Below are 17212 nucleotides of genomic sequence, written 5' to 3'. Positions count from 1 at the left end.
CGGGTTGACCTTAGCTTCGATAGTTCCAGAATTAACCGCCAGCGCCGACATCAAGGTTAAATAACAAGCTTACCCAAGCAATTCGGTTGCTCGCCTCAACGGGAGAGCTAACCGTCTAAGCCGCATTTCGAGAGATTTCTTTTCATTTAGGGAGCGCTGCCATGGCACGTTCAACAAAGCCGCCGATTTTAGATACGATCGATCTTGAGCGCGAGATCGAAGAAGAGTTTCGCAAACTGCCGTCAATTCGCGAATCCCAGCCGACCGACTACGCGCCGCCTTCCGTACGCGCTCCAGAGTTGGGGATGCCGGATTATGTGGAGCATAGCGACGGCGCCACGGAGATCGGCAAGTTGTCGGCGGAAGCTGTTGTCCGCGAATATGAAGCCGCCGCGAAGGACATCGAGGCCCTGGGCGTTGAGCTCATCGAGCAGGCCCGGCAGTGCGAGGCAATGACCCGCGAAGCGCTCGCAGTGACCGAAGAACTGAAGGAAACCGCGGCGCGCTACCGCGCGGAAGCCAAACGCGTCTTCCTTCAAATTGAGAGCTGCTCGTTGTTGACGGCGGAGGTACGCAAGATCTGCGAGGAAATGAAGGACAAGATCGCAGCTCCAGCCCTGGTCGAAACTAAAGCCGGGGCGTAAAGCCCGAGCCATCCAGGTACCGATGGTGCTAGCGCGCCCTAGCTAGCCTCGTTGCAGGGGCCGGCGGCTGATGTCGTCGAAACGATTAATCAGCCGCTCTAATAGCTCCATGCGCATTCTGCCGCCTAATCGAATGGCTCGGCGCTGCCTATAACAAGCACACGAACCAGCGTCGGGTCTGACAGCCTGCGTGTTGAGCCAGTGGTGCGCCGCACCTATCGGGAAATTCGCTCTCATCGCTCCGCCCAGCCGAGCCTGCGCCACGCGGAATACAGGCGAGCGATAGAAACCCATGAATGGAGTTCGAGGTGAAATTTCTCCGCACCACGATCGCATCGGTGTTCTTGATGGCATCGTCATTCGCACAAGCTCAGCAACCCAATGTCACGGGCAGGAGGCTGTCACCGGAAGACGTGCGGCGGGTTGCTCCGGCGCTTGAGAAGTACACGCAAGAGCGCCTCTACGGCGAGGTCTGGAAACGACCTGGTCTGAGCCAGCGCGATCGAAGCATTGTCACGGTCGCCGTGCTCATCGCCCGCGAGCTGACCCTGCCGATGGCTTATTATTTCAATCAGGCGCTCGAGAACGGCGTCAAGCCAGGCGAGCTTTCCGAGATCATCACCCATCTGGCCTTTTATTCAGGCTGGGCGAACGCCTTTGCGGCGATAGGACCCGCCAGGGACGTCTTTACCCAGCGCGGAATCGGACCTGATCAACTCCCTCCCGTGTCGCCTCAGTCCCTGCCGCTAAACGAAGCCGCGGAGGCCGACCGCGTTGCACGGGTCGGGCAGCAGTTCGGCGCCACCTCTCCGGGACTCGTTCAACATACCACCGATGTCCTGTTCCGGGATCTATGGTTACGCCCGGACCTCGCACCACGTGACCGGAGTCTCGTGACCGTCAGCGCGCTGATCGCGTCGGGCCAGGTCGCGCAGGTGCCATACCATCTCAATCGGGCGATGGATAATGGCCTGACGCAAGAGCAGGCCGCCGAAGCGATCATGCATCTCGCCTATTATGCAGGTTGGCCCAACGCCTTCTCGGCGCTGCCGGTCGCGAAAGATGTCTTCGAGAAGCGTCCCCGTTGATTTGGGAGGCCGACATGAGCATTAAGCAGCCTCTAATTCTTAGGGCCGCGGTGCTGACGTTATGTCTGTGCGGGCCCGCGCTTACCCAGGAGACGCAAGGCCAATACGTACAGCTAGCAGAATTGGAAATCGATCCCGCTCAGTTGGAAAGCTACAAGGCTGCGGTTCTGGAGCAAATCGACGCTGCTATTCGCCTGGAGCCAGGAGTTCTGGTCTTATACGCCATGTCTGAAAAGGATAATCCCGCCAGCATCAGGGTTTTTGAAATCTATAGGGATGCGGATGCGTACAAGTCGCAGTTGGAATCCGCTCATTTCAAAAAATATAAGGCCACGACGGAGAAGATGGTCAAGTCACTCAAACTTGTCCGGACGGACCCCCTTATGCTCGGCGCCAAGGCAAAGTGAGGGCGACCGGTACGCCTCCTCTTGAACGCTGTTATCCCCGGTAGCGCAGCGCGTCGACCAGCAAGGCAAAGGCCGGTGAAGACTGACGGCGGTGAGGATAATAGAGGTGGTAGCCCGACCAAGGCGGGCACCACTCTTCAAGCACGCGCTTCAGGCGTCCCTTCGCGAGATAAGGCTGCGCAATATCCTCCGGCACGAAGCCTAGTCCAAGCCCGGCAGCGGCGGCATCCAGCACCTGGAAAATGCCGTTGAAGACGAGCTGGCCCTCGACGCGTACTTTCAGCTCGCGCCCGTCCTTCTCGAACTCCCAGGCATAAGTGCCGCCATAGGTCGGCAGGCGCAGGTTGATGCAGTTGTGATCGATCAGATCCTGCGGCGTTCGTGGGACTGCTCGTTTCGCAAAGTAGGATTTTGTGCCGACAACGGCGAAGCGGATGTCCGGTCCGATCCGCACCGCGATCATGTCCTTCGCAATCTGCTCGCCCCAGCGCACGCCGGCATCATGGCGCTCGGCAACGATATCCGCCAGGCCGTAGTCGATAACGATTTCGACCTTGATATCAGGGTAATCCGGCAGGAATTTCTGCAGCTTCGGCCAGAGGACCGACTTGATTGCGTGGTCCCCGGCCGTGATCCGCACCGTGCCAGCGGGCTTTTCCCGAAGCTCGTTCAAGGCCTCGAGCTGGGCTTCAATCTCCTCGAAGCGGGGTGCCACCGTCCGCACCAGCCGCTCACCCGCTTCGGTCAGCGAGACACTGCGGGTCGTGCGGGTGAGAAGCCGCACGCCAAGACGCTCTTCAATTTGACGGATCGTCTGGCTGAGAGCCGACTGCGACACGCCGAGCTTTCCAGCCGCCTTGGTAAAGCTTTGCTCCCGGGCGACGGCGATGAGGTAGCGAAGGTCGTCGAAGCTGCCGCGCGGCATTTATTGCACCACCTAATAAGTCCTTGCAGATTATAGGGACTAGTCGCGGCAGAGCCATGCCCTAATTGTCATCGTGGCCCGAGGCATCGGGCAACGCGATGCTTCCCGAAGCTGCGATCACATCGCACATGCTGCTCACCGATGAATCGTGTTCGGAGCCCGGGAACCGGTCAGGAGGTGGAGTAGTTATTCGATGCCCGCGGGGCGGCGCATAGGCCGCCGTCTGCATCAATCAGTGCTCAGCAAACCGGGAGGCAGCAATGGCGCTCGCGATCAAGGTCAACGGTACCATGCAGAGCGTCGATGTCGATAATGACGCGCCGCTCCTCTGGGTCCTGCGTGATGCGCTCGGCCTGGCCGGCACGAAGTTCGGCTGCGGTGTCGCACAATGCGGCGCCTGCACCGTGTTCGTGGATGGCAAGCCAATGCGCTCCTGTACCCTGCCGATCTCGGCGCTCGGCACCCGCGAGGTGACCACCATCGAGGGCGTCTCCGGGCGGGAAGCCGAGGCGGTACAGCAGGCCTGGATCGCGCGCGACGTGCCGCAATGCGGCTACTGCCAGTCAGGCCAGGTGATGAGCGCCGTCGCGCTCCTCAAGCAGGTCAAGAAACCGAGCGACCGCGACATCGATCTCGCAATGAACGGCAACGTCTGCCGCTGCGCCACCTACGTCCGCATCCGCGCCGCGATCCACGACGCCGCCCGCGCGCTGGAGGGCTGAGCCATGACGATCCACGATGCTGCGCTTTCACGCCGCGCGATGCTCAAGGGCGCCGCCGGCCTCGTCATCGGCCTTTATCTGCCCGAGATGGCGCGCGCGCAATCGGGCGCGGCGCACGCCTTCCGTCGCGCCGCCGGCGGCACTGATTTCGCGCCCAACGCCTTCATTCGCATCGGCGCGGACGATGCGGTGACCGTACTGATCAAGCATATCGAGTTCGGCCAGGGTCCCTTCACCGGTCTCGCAACCCTTGTCGCCGAGGAGCTCGACGCCGACTGGTCGAAGGTGCGGGCCGAGCATGCGCCCTCCAACACCGACTTCTACAAGAATTTGGCCTTCGGCGTGCAGGGCACGGGCGGCTCCACCGCGATCGCCAATTCGTACGATCAGATGCGGAAGGCGGGCGCGACTGCGCGCGCCATGCTGGTCGCCGCCGCGGCGCAAAGCTGGGACGTGCCGGCGCGGGAGATCACGGTCGAGCGCGGCGTGCTGCGCCATGCCGGGTCCGGTCGCGAGGGCCGCTTTGGGCAGTTCGCCGAGGCAGCCGCACGCCAGCCGGCCCCGGCCGACCCGCCGCTCAAGGACCCGTCCGCCTTCCGGTTGATCGGCCGCGACGACGGCTCGGTCAAGAAGCTCGACAGTGCCGCGAAATCCAACGGAACGGCGCAGTTCACGATCGACATGCGCGAACCCGGAATGCTTACCGTCGTCGTGGCGCACCCGCCGCGGTTCGGCGCCCGGGTCGCGTCCTTCGATGCGAGCGCGGCACGCGCGGTCCAGGGCGTGGTCGACGTCAAGCAGGTGCCGACCGGCGTGGCCGTCTACGCCAACGGCACCTGGCCGGCGATCAAGGGGCGCGAACAATTGCGCATCAGTTGGGACGAGTCGGCCGCCGAGAAGCGCAGCAGCGACCAGCTCATCGAGGAATACCGCGCGCTGGCACGCCGGCCTGGCCGCATTGCCGGCGCCCACGGAGACGCGATCACGACGCTCGCGCGCGCCGAGAGAATCATCGAAGCCGAATACGTTTTCCCCTATCTCGCGCACGCCCCCATGGAGCCGCTCGACGGCTTCCTGCGCTGGGACGGACAGCGCGCGATTGCCCGCTTCGGCAGCCAGTTGCAGACGCTCGATCACCAGGCGATCGCCAAGGTGCTTGGGCTCAAGCCGGAGCAGGTGGAATTGGAAACGATGCTCGCCGGCGGCAGTTTCGGGCGCCGGGCGCAGCAGACGAGTCATCTGGCGGCGGAATTGGCCGAGGTGGCGAAGGCGATCGGCCCTGGCCGGCCGGTGAAGCTCGTCTGGACGCGCGAGGACGACATCCGCGGCGGCTATTACCGTCCGCTCATCGTGCACCGCCTGCGCGGCGGCCTCCGTGATGGCAAGATCGTCGCCTGGACCGACACCGTCGTCAGCCAATCGATCTTGAAGGGTTCGGAGGCCGTGATGGCAAAGGGCGGCATCGACGCCACGTCGGTCGAGGGCGCGAAAGAAATTCCCTACGATATCGCCGATTTCCGCTGCGATCTGCACACGACGGATGTCGGCGTGCCGGTCCTGTGGTGGCGCTCCGTCGGCCATACGCACACCGGATATGCGGTCGAATGCTTCGTCGACGAACTCCTGCAGGCGACAGGGCAGGATCCGGTGGCGGGCCGGCTCGCCATGATGGGCAAGGCACCGCGCGAGGCTGGCGTGCTGCGCGCCGTGGCCGAGCTCGCGCAATGGTCCGGGCCCAGCCCGGTCAATGGCCGCGCCCGCGGCGTTGCCGTAGTGAAGAGCTTCGACAGCTACGTCGCCCAAATCGCCGAGGTTTCGGCCGGCGACGACGGCCCGCGCGTGCATAAGGTCTGGTGCGCCGTCGATTGCGGCGTGCCGGTCAATCCGGACGTGATCCGCGCGCAGATGGAAGGGGGCATCGGCTTCGGTGTCGGCGCGGCACTCTATGGCGAGGTGGCTCTCGACGAGGGCCGGCCGGTGCCGGCGAATTTCGACACTTACCGCGTGCTGCGCATCCACGAGATGCCTCAGGTCGAGGTGCGCGTCGTCAACTCGACCGAGAAGCCGACGGGCGTCGGCGAGCCGGGCGTGCCACCGATCGGGCCCGCTGTTGCGAACGCAATGGCACGGCTCGGCCTCGGGCGGCCGCGCCGCCTGCCACTGGTGAGGGCAATCGCATGATGCGCGCACAGGCTTTCCTCGCGGCGGGCGTGGCCGCCGTCACGGTTCTGGTCGCGGGCGCGGTGGCGGAGACCACCCGCCAACAGACTACCGCGAAGGACTTGCGCCCCGTCTCGAGCTTCCAGAGCATCGCCGATCAACAGGCGCGTTCGATCGCGCTGTTCGAAGAGGCCGGCAAGGTGCTGCATCATCCGCGTTGTGTGAACTGCCACCCGGCGACCGAGCGGCCGTTGCAGAGCGACGCGATGCGGCCGCATCAGCCGCTCGTGGTGCGCGGGGCCGACGGGCACGGCGTGCCCGGCATGACCTGCAACACCTGCCACCACACCGCGAATTTCGATGCCGCCCGCGTGCCCGGCCATCCGCAGTGGCACCTCGCCCCGGCGTCGATGGCTTGGGAGGGGCGCACGCTCGGCGAGATCTGCGCGCAGATCAAGGATCCGAACCGCAACGGCGGCAAGGACATGGCCGCGCTCCTTCACCACATGGCGGAGGACTCGCTCGTGGGCTGGGGCTGGTCGCCCGGCCCGGGCCGCGAGCCAGCGCCGGGCACGCAGGCCGCGTTCGGCGCCTTGCTGCGGGCCTGGGCTGATACTGGCGCGCATTGCCCGCCGTCATGAGGCCGAGGTGTTAACACCGTGTGCCGCCAGGAATGTCCCTGCGAGTCTTGGCTTATCAAAAGCGCTTCGCATCGGTCGTCGAAACTCCCGCGCGCAATTATTGCTCCAGCTTATAGATCCTTGCGGATCCTAGCGGCTAGTCGCGGCAGAGCCATTTTCTAATCTGCCATCATCGCCGCGGGGCATCCACAGCGGACGCCGCAACCATTCGGAACGCCTGATGATCACTCGCAGAGGCATGCTTGGCTCGACCTGCGGCATTGCGGCCGTGGCATTCACCGGCGTCGCCGCGGTCCAGCCCATGGCTGCCACACAAGGAAGGACCGGAGCCATGCAGATCACACGATCCGGCTCGCAACCATCCCGCAAGGGAGAGGCGAAGTACTTCACGGGCAATGTACGGATCGATCCACTTTTCCAGGCGCCAGATCCTGCGCGCGCCGGCGCGGGAACCGTCACGTTCGAGCCGGGAGCCCGCACTGCCTGGCACACGCATCCGCTCGGTCAGACGCTCATCATCACTGCGGGGGTCGGCTGGGTCCAGGGCGAGAACGGCCCGGTCGAGGAGGTGCGGCCCGGCGACGTGGTGTGGATCGCGCCGAACCTCAAGCATTGGCACGGCGCGACGCCGACCACGGCGATGACTCATATCGCGGTCAACGAATTGCAGGATGGCAAGAACGTCGACTGGCTGGAGCACGTCACCGACGAACAATACCGAAGATGAGCTCGTCAGGGCTGCGAGCGCCGCGCAATCAAGGCTCTGCTGCGCGCCCATAACCACTACTGAGCATCCGCAAATGGTCACATGGCCCAAAGATGAACTGCGCAAGATCGCAGAAAGCGACGACCTCCACGTCGCGCCGTTCCGCGAGAACCGAGTGACGTACGGAACTCCGACATGGATATGGTCAGTGGTCATAGGCGACGACCTTTATGTGCGCGCGTACCACGGGAAGAATTCTCGTTGGTATCAGGCCGCGATGCGGCAGAAGGCGGGGCGGATCACCGCCGCCGGAATGACGAAAGAAGTCACCTTCGAGCCGGTCGACGGGTCGATCAACGACCGCATCGATCAAGCCTATCGGGCGAAGTACCGCAGCAGCGAATATCTTGACCCGATGATCGGTACGCGTGCGCGTTCCGCGACAGTCAAGGTCATCCCGCGTGAGACGAATGCTTGATTGTCGAAAACGAAGGAAGTTCGCATGAAAGTAAGATTCCGGCTCATGCTTGGCGCGCTTGCCGCAGGTGTCGTGCTCGGCGGTATTGGCGTGTCGGTTCTGCATACCCAGACCAGGCCGTCTGCGTTCTATGTTGCCGGACACCGTGAAGCGCCGTTAACATTAGCGAGCGTGTGTTAGTCCGCCGTCCGCTCCCGCAAGCGCTGCGCATAGACGTTGATCACCAGCGCGGCCAGCAGGATCAGGCCGCGGATTAGAATCTTCAGGAAACTGTCGATGTTGACGTGATCGAGTCCGTTGTTGAGGACGCCGAGCACGAACAGGCCGACGATGGTGTTGCCGATGCCGCCGCGGCCGCCAAAGAGACTGGTGCCGCCGACCACGACGGCGGCGATTGAATCCAGAAGATAGGTGTCGAACTCGTTCTGCTGCGCGCTGCCGAAATGGGCGACGCCGAGCATGCCGCCGATGCCGGCGCAGACGGCTGATATCACCATGACGCTGCCGAGGATGAGCTTGACGTTGAGGCCGGAATATTCGGCGGCCTCGCGATTTCCCCCGACCATGTAAACGTAGCGGCCGAAGCGGGTATAGGTCAGCACCAGATGGCCGCCGAGCAGCATCAAGGCCGCCACGATCACGATCCAGGGAATGCCGCCGATCGATGTCGACCCTAGCGTCGTGACCAGCGGAGGGACCTTGTAGGCGATCTGCCCGCGCACCAGGAGCGCCGAGATGCCGGCCGCGATCTGCATCATCGCCAGCGTCATGATGAAGGAGGGGATGCCGATCACCGTCAGGCCGAACGCGTTGACGAGGCCGAGCAGGGCGCAGAGCGCCAGCGCCAAGAGGATGGCGGCCCATCCGGGCATCGGCACGTTGGCGATGTTGACGTAGGATTCCTGCAGCGTGAAATAGGCGACTGCAATGCCGGTGACGTTGGCGATGGCGGCAATCGAGAGGTCGATTTCAGCGCAGAGAATCACGAAAGTAAGGCCGACGGCGATGATCCCGGTGACCGATATCTGCGTCAGGATGTTGCCGAGATTGTCGAGCGTTGCAAACGAGGGGCTGGCGGCGGCGAAGAAGCTGAACAGGCAGATCAGCGTCAGGAACGGCGCGATGTTGCGCATCTGGGAGCGCAGCATCACAGCGAGCCGGTGCGGGCGTTTGCGATCGGAAGCGGGGACTGTCACGCTTTCACCTGAAGTCATGTCGGTCTCCTCACGCTGCTTCGAGCAGGCGGTCCTTGCTGATCCGTTCGTTGGAAAATTCGCGCACCACTGCGCCGCGCTTGAGCACGATGATGCGGTCGGCAAGCGACAGCACCGTCTCCGGCTCGGTGGAGAGCACGATGACGGCGAGCCCCTTGGCGCGTAAATTCCTGACGATATGGATGACGTCGTCCTTGGCGCCGACATCCATGCCGCGGGTCGGTTCGCACAGCACCAATAGCCGCGGCGGATAGCTCAACCACTTCGCCAGCGCGACCTTCTGCTGATTGCCGCCCGAGAGCATGCCGAGATCGAGTTCGACCGTGGCGGGCCGGATCCGCAACTGGTCGACCTGGCGCGCGGCGATCTCGCGCTCGCGCGAAGGCTTCAGCAGCAGGGATGAAATGCGGTCGAGGACGCTGATCGAGATGTTCTTGTAGACCGGCTCCTGGTGGAACAGCATGTCGCGCCGGCTCTCGGGCACAAAGGCGATGCCGGCGCGGCGCGCGCCGGCCGTGCTGCGGAAGGCTTTTTGTTCGCCGGCGATCGCGAGCGAGCCCTGGTCGGGTTTGAGCTTGCCGAACAGGATCCGCGCCAGTTCGAGCTGCCCGCACCCCATAAAACCGTAGATGCCCAGCACTTCGCCGGCGCGGACATCGAACGAAACGTCGCGCAGGCTGCGGGCGAGCGACAGCCCGCTCGCGTTCAGCACCACCGGCTTCTCGGCGGGCGGCGGCAGCATGATGTCATGCGTGTAGGTCTCCTCCAGCGCCTCGCGGCCATGGCCGATCATCGCCTCGATCAACGCGGGCTTGTTGGTATCGGCGGCCCTCGTCTCGGCGACCTTCCTGCCGTTGCGGAACACCGTTACGACGTCGGAGACGCGCAGGATATCCTCGATGAAATGCGAAATGAAGACAATGCTGGTGCCTTCGTCGCGCAGCCGCTTCAGGGTCGCGAACAGGCGCTCCACTTCCGGCGGGGACAGCGCCGAGGTCGGCTCGTCGAGGATGATGATGCGGGCGCCGGAGAACAGCACGCGGGCGATCTCGATCAGTTGCTGCAGGCCGATCGGCAGGTCGCCGAGCCGCGACATCGGATCGACGGCGATGCCGAAACGTTTGAGTTGCTCGCCGGCCTCGCGTGCCATGCGCCGCCACTGTACGAAACCAAAACGGTTGGTCGGCTGGTTGCCGAGAAACACGTTCTCGGCCACCGACAGATCTGGCGCCACGCTCAGTTCCTGATGCACCATCGCGATACCCGCCGCATGCGCGTCGCGCACCGATCGAAATCGGGTTTCCCCGCCATCCAGGATAAAGCGGCCGGAAAAATCGGCATGCACGCCGGCGATGATCTTCATCAGCGTGCTTTTGCCCGCACCGTTCTCGCCGACGAGACCATGGATCTCGCCGGGAGAAAGCGCAAAATCGACACCACGAAGGGCTTCGACGCCGCCGAAGGCCTTCGTGATCTCTTGCAGTTCGAGGATGGGCTTAAGTCCCACGGGCATGCTGACTCAGATCAGGAAATGGTCCTCCATCCATTGCATGCCGGCGGCATTGGCCTTTGTTACGACCGGGCCGTCGGTGATGACGTGCTTTGGAATACCCTGTCCGCTCTTCTCGCCCGCGGTTACCGCGGCGACGCCGGCAATGATGGCGCCGCCGTGGATGCGGCAGGAGGGATTGCGGACGGTCGCGAACATGCGGCCTTCGCTCACCGCCTGGATCGCCGGCGGCATGGCGTCGACGCCGCCGATCAGGATGTTGGTGCGGTTGCGCGCCTTCATGATGTTGTAGGCGGCCAGCGCCATGTCGTCATTGTGGAAGAAGGCCGCGTCGATCTGCGGGTGCTTTGTCAGATAGGTCTCCCACAGCCGCGCCGTCTTCGAGACGTCCCAATCCGCGGGCTGAGTGTCCAGCACCTCGATGTTCGGGAATTGCTTCACCACCGTGTTAAAGCCCTTGGCGCGGCCCTGCGCGCCGGTATGGCCGAGCGCGCCCTGCGTCATGATGATCTTGCCCTTGCCGCCCATGGCGTTGCACAGCGCCTGGGTCACCGAAGCGCCCATGAATTCATTGTCGGGCGCCAGGAACGAATGAACCTTGATCTGATCGAGCGGCGCGATCAGCGTGTCCATGTCGATCACGGGAATGCCGGCATCGATCATCTTCTGCACGGGCTGGGTCAGCGTGCCGATGCCGAATGCCTGGATGGCGACGAAATCCCATTTTTGCGACGCCATGTTATCGATCGCCGCGCGCTGCTTGACCGCGTCGAGTTGGCCGTCGAACCAGGTGACTTCGACGTTGAACAGCTTGCCCCACCATTCCGCCGCCTGCTTGCCCTGGGCGCACCAGGTCGCCTGCAGGCCTGCATTGGAGAACGCAGCCTTCAACGGTTTCTCTGAACGGGCGGCTGCCGCCAGCGCTGGATTAATACCCAGTCCCCCGAGCAGGGCGGTGGCTGCGCCAGCCGCGCCCGCGGCCTGAAGAAGGTCGCGCCTGGTCGTTGCCGTTTTGTCAGTTCCGGACATCGTTTGCTCCCTCGCTTGTCGTTTGTTTATGGCCGTCGGCGTCGATTGCACGCACCGCGGATCGAGGCAGTCTTTCACACTCGGCGCGTTTGCGCCACCGAATGACTTGATCGCCGGCACTAGGACGTCCAGGGAATCGTTTCGGCCAATCGGCCGTGGTCAGGGCTGGCTATTTTCACACTGCGCTGCAACGAGGCCATCGATCTCGCCGAGCAATTTCCGCCATGCCGCGTCGATCTCGTCGGACCAGTCCGCTCCGACGATGTCGCGGAGCGTCTGCGCAATGATGCCGAAGAACGCGACGAACAATTCCCGCGGCGTGCCGTAAGCATCGTGTGATGAAACTTCCGATGCGATCAGGCGGAAATGCCCGCTACGCTCGCCGGCAAAGTCCAGGATGGCATCGATCGTGAAGGCCAGCATCGAGCCCTTGACGAGTTCGCTGCCCTCAGTCCGAAACATCGTCCGCGCTTCGGGATGCGCCTCGAACAGGCGGTGATAGACCAGCGGCGTCAGATCTTCGCAGCGCTCGGCGGCCAGTTCAAAACTTCGCTCGATCGGATTTGACGATGCCGTCATTGTCGTTTGCGATCGTAACGAAAAAAAAGAGCAGGGCACCAAGCCCTGCTCAAAAATTGTGTCGACCCTTAATTTCCTCGAAAAGTGAGATTTGCTCTTGATTGTCGAGGCGACGCTGCTTGTGCGCGTCAGGGCTCCTCCCGAGACTTGGACCACCAAGCTTTGCCTGTCGGCAAGCCTGAGCCCGAATTGGTAGACCATCTTTTTCGTCTTGTCACCAATTTCGGCAACGTTTGTTCAAAATTCCAGCACTCTGCGAAATGATTGGGAATTTACGACTGAGGGTTGTGGATTTAGCTCCAATTCGCCCGGGGCTTGGTATCGGGGTAAGGCGCCCTCCAAATGATGCAAAACGCATCGCTTTTCGCCAGCATCTCTCCTTGAAGCTGCAACATAGTTCCAGGAACCTGATCTCGACTTCGGACTCCAAGGGTGATTAAGGTCTGAAGCGGATGGGTTTGCGATGCGCCGGCGGCTGAAGAATTTTCTGCCAATTGTCCTGATTGCTCTGGTGGTGCAGATTTTTGCACCGATCGGCGCATGCTGGGCGGTGAGCATCGCGGCCTCCGATCCGCTCGCTGGCGCCATCATTTGCCATGGCAATGGCGCCCCCGATGCCGGGCAGGCTGACCAAGCCAACCATCGCGCCCATGACGGATGCTGTTCGGTTTGCAGCGTGCTGCAGACCGGAGCGCCAGTCGATGGGCCGCAGACTGCAGCGATCGACGTCGATCGGGTTGCCGAGCAGGTGGCTTGGTTCGACTTTGCTTTCCGGCTGACAAACGCTCGCGCCGGCAGCCACGCGCAGGCGCGCGCGCCTCCTTCCATTTCCTGACCTCACTTGACCTTCGTCAAATGGTGCGGCCGCGGCCGTGCCAGTTCGTTCAATTGAGCAAGCCAGTCAAAGCGCTGGCGTCAGGAATGTCTTATGTACTCCCATCGTGGTTTGGGAAGCGCGAGCCTGCTTGTGCTTGGTAGTGCGCTATCTCTCACGCCGTCGAACGCGACCGCCCAGACGGCGTTGCCGGCGGTGACTGTCGACGCCCCGCGCGCCGCGGCTGCCAGACCTGCGGCCCGAAAGCCGGCCATTCGCGCGTCCGCCCGGACGCAGGCGAGGCCGCCTTCGGCCAACCCCGCGCCTTCAGCGTCGCTAACCGCGGGCATTACCCCGAGCGTGGCACGCGCGCTGCTTTACCAGGCGCCGAATGGCCAGACCGAGACGACCATCGATCGTAGCCAGTTCGACAACCGGCCGTCGTTCTCCGTGGCCGACGTGCTGCGCGAGAGCCCGGGTATCTCGGTGAAACAGGGCAACGGGCCGCGCGATATCGGCATCTCGATCCGCGGTTCCAACGCCCGAAACGGCTTTGCCATCCGCAACCTCGTGATCTTTGACGACGGCTTTCCGGTCACGCAGCCGGACGGGCTTTCCCGCAGCGACCTGATCGATCCCAAGGCCTATGGCGCGATCGATGTCATTCGAGGACCGTCGTCAGCGCTCTTTGGCAACTATGCCACCGGCGGCGCGCTCAACTTCCGCACCCGCCCGGGGCGTACCATCGACGGGGTCGAATACGGCGTCGATGGCGGCAGCTTCGGCTATCTCAATAACTATCTCGCCGCGGGCAAGAAGGTCGGCAATTTCGAGTATTCGTTGTTCGCCAGCGACGCGCGCGGCGACGGCTTTATCCAGAATAGCTGGTTCAATACCCAGACGGTGAATTTTTTAGGCACGTTGCAGGCCACGCCCGATGACCGCTTCACCGTCAAGTTCATCAACAACAATCTCGATACAAGGCTGCCGCTCCGGCTGTCGCTCAACCAGTATTATCAGAACCCGTTCCAGGAGGGATGCGACATGGCGAGCGTCGCCGGCTGCGCCTCAGTTAACCTCCTCAACAACGGCTTCAACGGCACAAGGACTCCGATCACGGCCATCCAGGCCGGGCTCGGCCGCGAAGATCGCCGCACCATCGTCGGCGGTAGATGGGAGCACGACTTCGACAACACGACCACCTGGCGCAACCAGTTCGTGTTCGACGATCGCAATATCAGCCAGCCGACGGGAGCGACCAGCGCGATCGGCGATTTCCCGTCGTATAACTACATGAGCGACGTCACCAAGCGCGGCGAAATCCTCGGCATGGAATCGACGACATATTTCGGCGCGTTCTACAACACGCTGACCGCGTCAAGCGACTCACGCCACGTCATGCCGGGAGGCAATGCGAAGCTCGGCCTTCTGCAAAGCAATACCTGGAGCGACACCACGAACTATGGCGTTCGCGCTCGCGAGGAATTGAAGCTGACGCCGCAATTAACCGCTATTGCCGGCATCGGATGGGAAACCACGCATCTGAAGGGGATCAATTCCGCGTACAATTACGGAAACTCGCCGATTCCGATGCCGACGATCACCACGACGACCGCCGATCGGCAATTTCAGAACACCGCGCCCGAGCTCGCGTTGCTCTACAAGCTGAATCCCGAATGGCTGTTCCGCGCGCGCGTCGCCACCGGCTACGGCACCCCGCAGGTCGGAAATCTCTTCGTCCTCCCGAACGGCCAGAACGGCAACAATACACAGCTAAAGACGCAGCAGAACGTCGGTTACGACATCGGATTCGATTGGACGCCGAATAACGCGCTCAAATTCAGCGCGACCGGCTTCTACGAATTCTTCAAAAACGAGCTGGTCTCGCAAGCCACCCAGGTCGGCGCGCCCAATGCAAGCTTCACGTTCAACGCCCCGAAATCCGAACATCGCGGCGTAGAGCTGGCCGCCGACTGGAAGTTCTACCCCGGCTGGCGTTTCACGGCCGCCTACACCTATCTCGACGAGGTCTATACAGAATACACCGAGAATATCGTCAACGGCGCGACGTTCAGCTTCAACCGTGCAGGTAACAAGATTCCCGGCATCTCGCCGCACGAACTGACGGCGCGTCTTGGCTATGAGCAGATGTGGGGGCCGCTTGCCGGCCTCGGAGCATTCGTAGAAGTCCAGTGGAAGGATTCGTTCTACATGGACAACGCCAATCTCTTGAAGGCGCCCGGTTACGAACTGGTCAATCTCAACGTGCACTACAATACGGACCTCAAGTCCGACTACTTCAAGTCATTGAGCATGTATGTCGAAGTCAGGAACGTGTTCGACCGGACCTATGTGGCTTCAGCGAACAACATCGCAAATTCGGTGACGGCAGGCGGTATCCAGAATCCCGCCAGCGTATTGGCAAATACGACCGGCTCGATCTACGCCGGCTCGCCGCGCGCGTTCATCGCCGGAATGAAGCTGGCGTTCAAATGACCGGACAACAACGCAGGAGGAGTAAAGCCATGCTGCGAATGAGCCTGCTCGCGATGCTCGCCCTCTCGCTTTGCCAAAGTGCAGCGCAAGCGCAAATGAGCCATCATCAGCACGCCTCGGAAGCGGCGTGCGAGGAGACAGCCTTGCGCTGTGCGTCGAAGGTCATGCCGGCCTTCGCGCCGGACGGAACGCTGTGGCTCGCCTGGATGGCGGGAGGCCAGATATCGGTCGCGAGTTCGAAGGATCAGGGGCGCAGCTTTTCGACGCCGGTTCAGGTGACCAAAGAAAAGCTCAACCTCGATTGGGGTCCGGATGCGCGTCCGCAGATCGTCATCGAAAAGAACGGCGGCATTGCGCTGGCGTTTTCGCGCTTCCGGGACAAGGCGTTCAATGGTCAGGTGCTGACCACGAGGTCGACCGATGGCGGCCAGAGCTTTTCCGAGTTGCGGCCGATTACCTCAAGCAACGAGAGCCAGCGCTTTGTCGCGCTCGGCCTCGATGCTGACGGTTCGGTGTTTGCGGCCTGGATCGACAAGCGCAACCGGGTGCCTGCGCGTGAGGAGGGCAGGAAATATGAAGGGGCAGGGCTGTTCTTCGCCTCATCGAAGGATGGCGGCGCGACCTATTCCGAGACGCACCTCGCAGCCGACAACACCTGCGAATGTTGCCGGCTCGGCCTGGCGTTCGCGGGCCCGGGCCGTCCCGTGGTGGTGTTCAGGAATATCTTCGAAGGCGGTGTGCGGGATCACGCGATCATGACGTTCGCCGATCCTGCGACGCCGGGCGAGGCTCGCCGCGTCAGCAACGACGATTGGCAGATTGCCGCGTGCCCGCATCACGGGCCAAGTCTTTCGATCTCGCCCGCCGGCACTCACCACGTGACGTGGTACACCAACGGCAAGGTGCGCAAGGGGCTGTTCTATGCCCGCTCGCAAGACGAGGGGCGCACGTTTTCCGATCCGTTTCCGCTCGGCCGTTCCGACCGCAATCCCACGCGGCCCTATGTGCTTGCCGGCCCGCGCGGCGCCACCATGGTCTGGAAAGAGTTCGACGGCGAGAAGACCGCGGTCAACGCGATTGTCTCGCATGATGAGGGCAAGAGCTGGTCAAAGCCGGTCGTGATCGCCACGACGACGGACACATCTGACCACCCGTTGCTGGTCAGTGACGGGCAGAAGGTCTACCTTTCGTGGATGACCAAGGCCGACGGCTATCGCCTTCTACCGATCGGAGACGGTTCATGAAACGCCTCCTGCTCGCCGTCATATTCCTCGTTGCCTGTCTGGGCGCCGCGCCCGGCGCCGAGACGCCGTCCGAGCTCACGCTCAAGCCGTTCGTGCGGGGAAGCTGGCAGGACGTGCTGCGTTCGCATGCCGGGCGCCCGACGTTGGTGCATTTCTGGGGCGTTACCTGCGGTCCTTGCAAGGTCGAATTGCCGCTGCTCGGACAATTCATGAAGGACCATTCCGAGATCGACGTCGTGATGGTCAGCGCCGATCTCGTTCCGAATCTGGACCGCGCAACGCGCGCGATGCTGGAGAAGGCCGGGCTGGGATCGGCGGAGAACTGGATTTTCAGCGACGGCTTCGTCGAACGCCTTCGGTTTGAGATCGATCCCGCCTGGCAGGGTGATATCCCGCGCACGCTCCTGATTGGGCGGGATGGAACCGTGACCACGATCGAAGGTTCGGCAGAAATACCGGACCTCGAAAAATGGTTGGTTCAGCAAAAGGCCGCGAAGAAATAAGGACGCAATCCCGCTATTGTGAACATGAACGTTGCATTCTCACGTTAATGCA

The 17212-nt window shown here is 62.6% G+C and carries 17 protein-coding genes; 12 read left to right on the top strand and 5 right to left on the bottom strand.

Annotated features, from left to right (window positions below; all coding sequences use genetic code 11):
• Window positions 1-161: 161 nt before the first annotated feature.
• From V1290_RS03170 to V1290_RS03160, 3 genes are all read left to right on the top strand, one after another.
• Window positions 162-644 carry a hypothetical protein gene (locus V1290_RS03170; protein ID WP_334362974.1) on the top strand — a complete coding sequence of 161 codons (483 nt, stop codon included), beginning with the start codon at window positions 162-164 and terminating at the stop codon, window positions 642-644.
• A 296-nt stretch (window positions 645-940) separates the two neighbouring features.
• Window positions 941-1732 (top strand): carboxymuconolactone decarboxylase family protein, encoded by a 792-nt coding sequence (locus V1290_RS03165; RefSeq protein ID WP_334362973.1) that lies wholly within the window; start codon window positions 941-943, stop codon window positions 1730-1732.
• A 14-nt stretch (window positions 1733-1746) separates the two neighbouring features.
• Window positions 1747-2139 carry a putative quinol monooxygenase gene (locus tag V1290_RS03160; RefSeq protein ID WP_334362972.1) on the top strand — a complete coding sequence of 131 codons (393 nt, stop codon included), beginning with the start codon at window positions 1747-1749 and terminating at the stop codon, window positions 2137-2139.
• A gap of 31 nt (window positions 2140-2170) precedes the next feature.
• On the opposite strand, the gene V1290_RS03155 is transcribed toward V1290_RS03160, so the two are convergent.
• On the bottom strand, window positions 2171-3064 hold the full coding sequence (locus V1290_RS03155) for a LysR family transcriptional regulator (RefSeq protein ID WP_334362971.1): 894 nt from the start codon (window positions 3062-3064) through the stop codon (window positions 2171-2173).
• Window positions 3065-3324: 260 nt separating this feature from the next.
• On the opposite strand from V1290_RS03155, the gene V1290_RS03150 reads away from it, so the two are divergent.
• The 5 genes from V1290_RS03150 to V1290_RS03130 all read left to right on the top strand — a co-directional run bounded on the left by V1290_RS03150 (window position 3325) and on the right by V1290_RS03130 (window position 7771).
• Window positions 3325-3786 (top strand): (2Fe-2S)-binding protein, encoded by a 462-nt coding sequence (locus tag V1290_RS03150; RefSeq protein WP_275186306.1) that lies wholly within the window; start codon window positions 3325-3327, stop codon window positions 3784-3786.
• A 3-nt stretch (window positions 3787-3789) separates the two neighbouring features.
• Complete coding sequence (locus V1290_RS03145; protein WP_334362970.1) at window positions 3790-5967, top strand: xanthine dehydrogenase family protein molybdopterin-binding subunit; 2178 nt, start codon at window positions 3790-3792, stop codon at window positions 5965-5967.
• Window positions 5964-6587, top strand: coding sequence for an Isoquinoline 1-oxidoreductase subunit (locus tag V1290_RS03140; RefSeq protein WP_442894961.1), 624 nt, complete (start codon window positions 5964-5966; stop codon window positions 6585-6587). Before V1290_RS03145 ends, V1290_RS03140 begins: the two co-directional genes overlap by 4 nt.
• A gap of 331 nt (window positions 6588-6918) precedes the next feature.
• Entirely contained in the window at window positions 6919-7314 is a 396-nt protein-coding gene (locus V1290_RS03135; RefSeq protein ID WP_334368916.1) for a (R)-mandelonitrile lyase, read from the top strand.
• A 73-nt stretch (window positions 7315-7387) separates the two neighbouring features.
• Window positions 7388-7771, top strand: a complete 384-nt coding sequence (locus V1290_RS03130; RefSeq protein ID WP_334362969.1) for a DUF2255 family protein — start codon at window positions 7388-7390, stop codon at window positions 7769-7771.
• A gap of 176 nt (window positions 7772-7947) precedes the next feature.
• Here the strand turns inward: V1290_RS03130 and V1290_RS03125 are convergent, their stop codons facing one another.
• From V1290_RS03125 to V1290_RS03110, 4 genes are all read right to left on the bottom strand, one after another.
• Window positions 7948-8985 carry an ABC transporter permease gene (locus V1290_RS03125; RefSeq protein ID WP_334362968.1) on the bottom strand — a complete coding sequence of 346 codons (1038 nt, stop codon included), beginning with the start codon at window positions 8983-8985 and terminating at the stop codon, window positions 7948-7950.
• Window positions 8986-8995: 10 nt separating this feature from the next.
• Window positions 8996-10498 (bottom strand): sugar ABC transporter ATP-binding protein, encoded by a 1503-nt coding sequence (locus V1290_RS03120; protein ID WP_334362967.1) that lies wholly within the window; start codon window positions 10496-10498, stop codon window positions 8996-8998.
• A 6-nt stretch (window positions 10499-10504) separates the two neighbouring features.
• Window positions 10505-11524 carry a sugar ABC transporter substrate-binding protein gene (locus V1290_RS03115; RefSeq protein WP_334362966.1) on the bottom strand — a complete coding sequence of 340 codons (1020 nt, stop codon included), beginning with the start codon at window positions 11522-11524 and terminating at the stop codon, window positions 10505-10507.
• Window positions 11525-11683: 159 nt separating this feature from the next.
• Window positions 11684-12103 (bottom strand): globin, encoded by a 420-nt coding sequence (locus V1290_RS03110; RefSeq protein WP_334362965.1) that lies wholly within the window; start codon window positions 12101-12103, stop codon window positions 11684-11686.
• 463 nt (window positions 12104-12566) lie between these two features.
• On the opposite strand from V1290_RS03110, the gene V1290_RS03105 reads away from it, so the two are divergent.
• The 4 genes from V1290_RS03105 (at window position 12567) to V1290_RS03090 (ending at window position 17160) form a co-directional block, all read left to right on the top strand.
• Complete coding sequence (locus V1290_RS03105) at window positions 12567-12938, top strand: DUF2946 domain-containing protein (RefSeq protein ID WP_334362964.1); 372 nt, start codon at window positions 12567-12569, stop codon at window positions 12936-12938.
• 93 nt (window positions 12939-13031) lie between these two features.
• Entirely contained in the window at window positions 13032-15413 is a 2382-nt protein-coding gene (locus V1290_RS03100) for a TonB-dependent receptor family protein (RefSeq protein WP_334362963.1), read from the top strand.
• Window positions 15414-15442: 29 nt separating this feature from the next.
• Window positions 15443-16657, top strand: coding sequence for a sialidase family protein (locus V1290_RS03095; RefSeq protein WP_334362962.1), 1215 nt, complete (start codon window positions 15443-15445; stop codon window positions 16655-16657).
• Window positions 16654-17160: a TlpA family protein disulfide reductase gene (locus tag V1290_RS03090; protein WP_334362961.1), complete on the top strand. Its 507-nt coding sequence runs from the start codon at window positions 16654-16656 to the stop codon at window positions 17158-17160. Before V1290_RS03095 ends, V1290_RS03090 begins: the two co-directional genes overlap by 4 nt.
• Window positions 17161-17212: the final 52 nt, after the last annotated feature.

This window comes from Bradyrhizobium sp. AZCC 1578 (genome assembly GCF_036924675.1).
Taxonomy (GTDB): Bacteria; Pseudomonadota; Alphaproteobacteria; order Rhizobiales; family Xanthobacteraceae; genus Bradyrhizobium.
This window is presented reverse-complemented; position numbering and strand designations above follow the sequence as displayed.

Bases quoted from the DNA above. Each gene is read 5' to 3' on its own strand.
- V1290_RS03170 (WP_334362974.1), top strand. From the start codon at position 162: ATGGCACGTTCAACAAAGCCGCCGATTTTAGATACGATCGATCTTGAG.
- V1290_RS03165 (WP_334362973.1), top strand. From the start codon at position 941: ATGGAGTTCGAGGTGAAATTTCTCCGCACCACGATCGCATCGGTGTTC.
- V1290_RS03160 (WP_334362972.1), top strand. From the start codon at position 1,747: ATGAGCATTAAGCAGCCTCTAATTCTTAGGGCCGCGGTGCTGACGTTA.
- V1290_RS03155 (WP_334362971.1), bottom strand. From the start codon at position 3,064: ATGCCGCGCGGCAGCTTCGACGACCTTCGCTACCTCATCGCCGTCGCC.
- V1290_RS03150 (WP_275186306.1), top strand. From the start codon at position 3,325: ATGGCGCTCGCGATCAAGGTCAACGGTACCATGCAGAGCGTCGATGTC.
- V1290_RS03145 (WP_334362970.1), top strand. From the start codon at position 3,790: ATGACGATCCACGATGCTGCGCTTTCACGCCGCGCGATGCTCAAGGGC.
- V1290_RS03140 (WP_442894961.1), top strand. From the start codon at position 5,964: ATGATGCGCGCACAGGCTTTCCTCGCGGCGGGCGTGGCCGCCGTCACG.
- V1290_RS03135 (WP_334368916.1), top strand. From the start codon at position 6,919: ATGCAGATCACACGATCCGGCTCGCAACCATCCCGCAAGGGAGAGGCG.
- V1290_RS03130 (WP_334362969.1), top strand. From the start codon at position 7,388: ATGGTCACATGGCCCAAAGATGAACTGCGCAAGATCGCAGAAAGCGAC.
- V1290_RS03125 (WP_334362968.1), bottom strand. From the start codon at position 8,985: ATGACTTCAGGTGAAAGCGTGACAGTCCCCGCTTCCGATCGCAAACGC.
- V1290_RS03120 (WP_334362967.1), bottom strand. From the start codon at position 10,498: ATGCCCGTGGGACTTAAGCCCATCCTCGAACTGCAAGAGATCACGAAG.
- V1290_RS03115 (WP_334362966.1), bottom strand. From the start codon at position 11,524: ATGTCCGGAACTGACAAAACGGCAACGACCAGGCGCGACCTTCTTCAG.
- V1290_RS03110 (WP_334362965.1), bottom strand. From the start codon at position 12,103: ATGACGGCATCGTCAAATCCGATCGAGCGAAGTTTTGAACTGGCCGCC.
- V1290_RS03105 (WP_334362964.1), top strand. From the start codon at position 12,567: ATGCGCCGGCGGCTGAAGAATTTTCTGCCAATTGTCCTGATTGCTCTG.
- V1290_RS03100 (WP_334362963.1), top strand. From the start codon at position 13,032: ATGTACTCCCATCGTGGTTTGGGAAGCGCGAGCCTGCTTGTGCTTGGT.
- V1290_RS03095 (WP_334362962.1), top strand. From the start codon at position 15,443: ATGCTGCGAATGAGCCTGCTCGCGATGCTCGCCCTCTCGCTTTGCCAA.
- V1290_RS03090 (WP_334362961.1), top strand. From the start codon at position 16,654: ATGAAACGCCTCCTGCTCGCCGTCATATTCCTCGTTGCCTGTCTGGGC.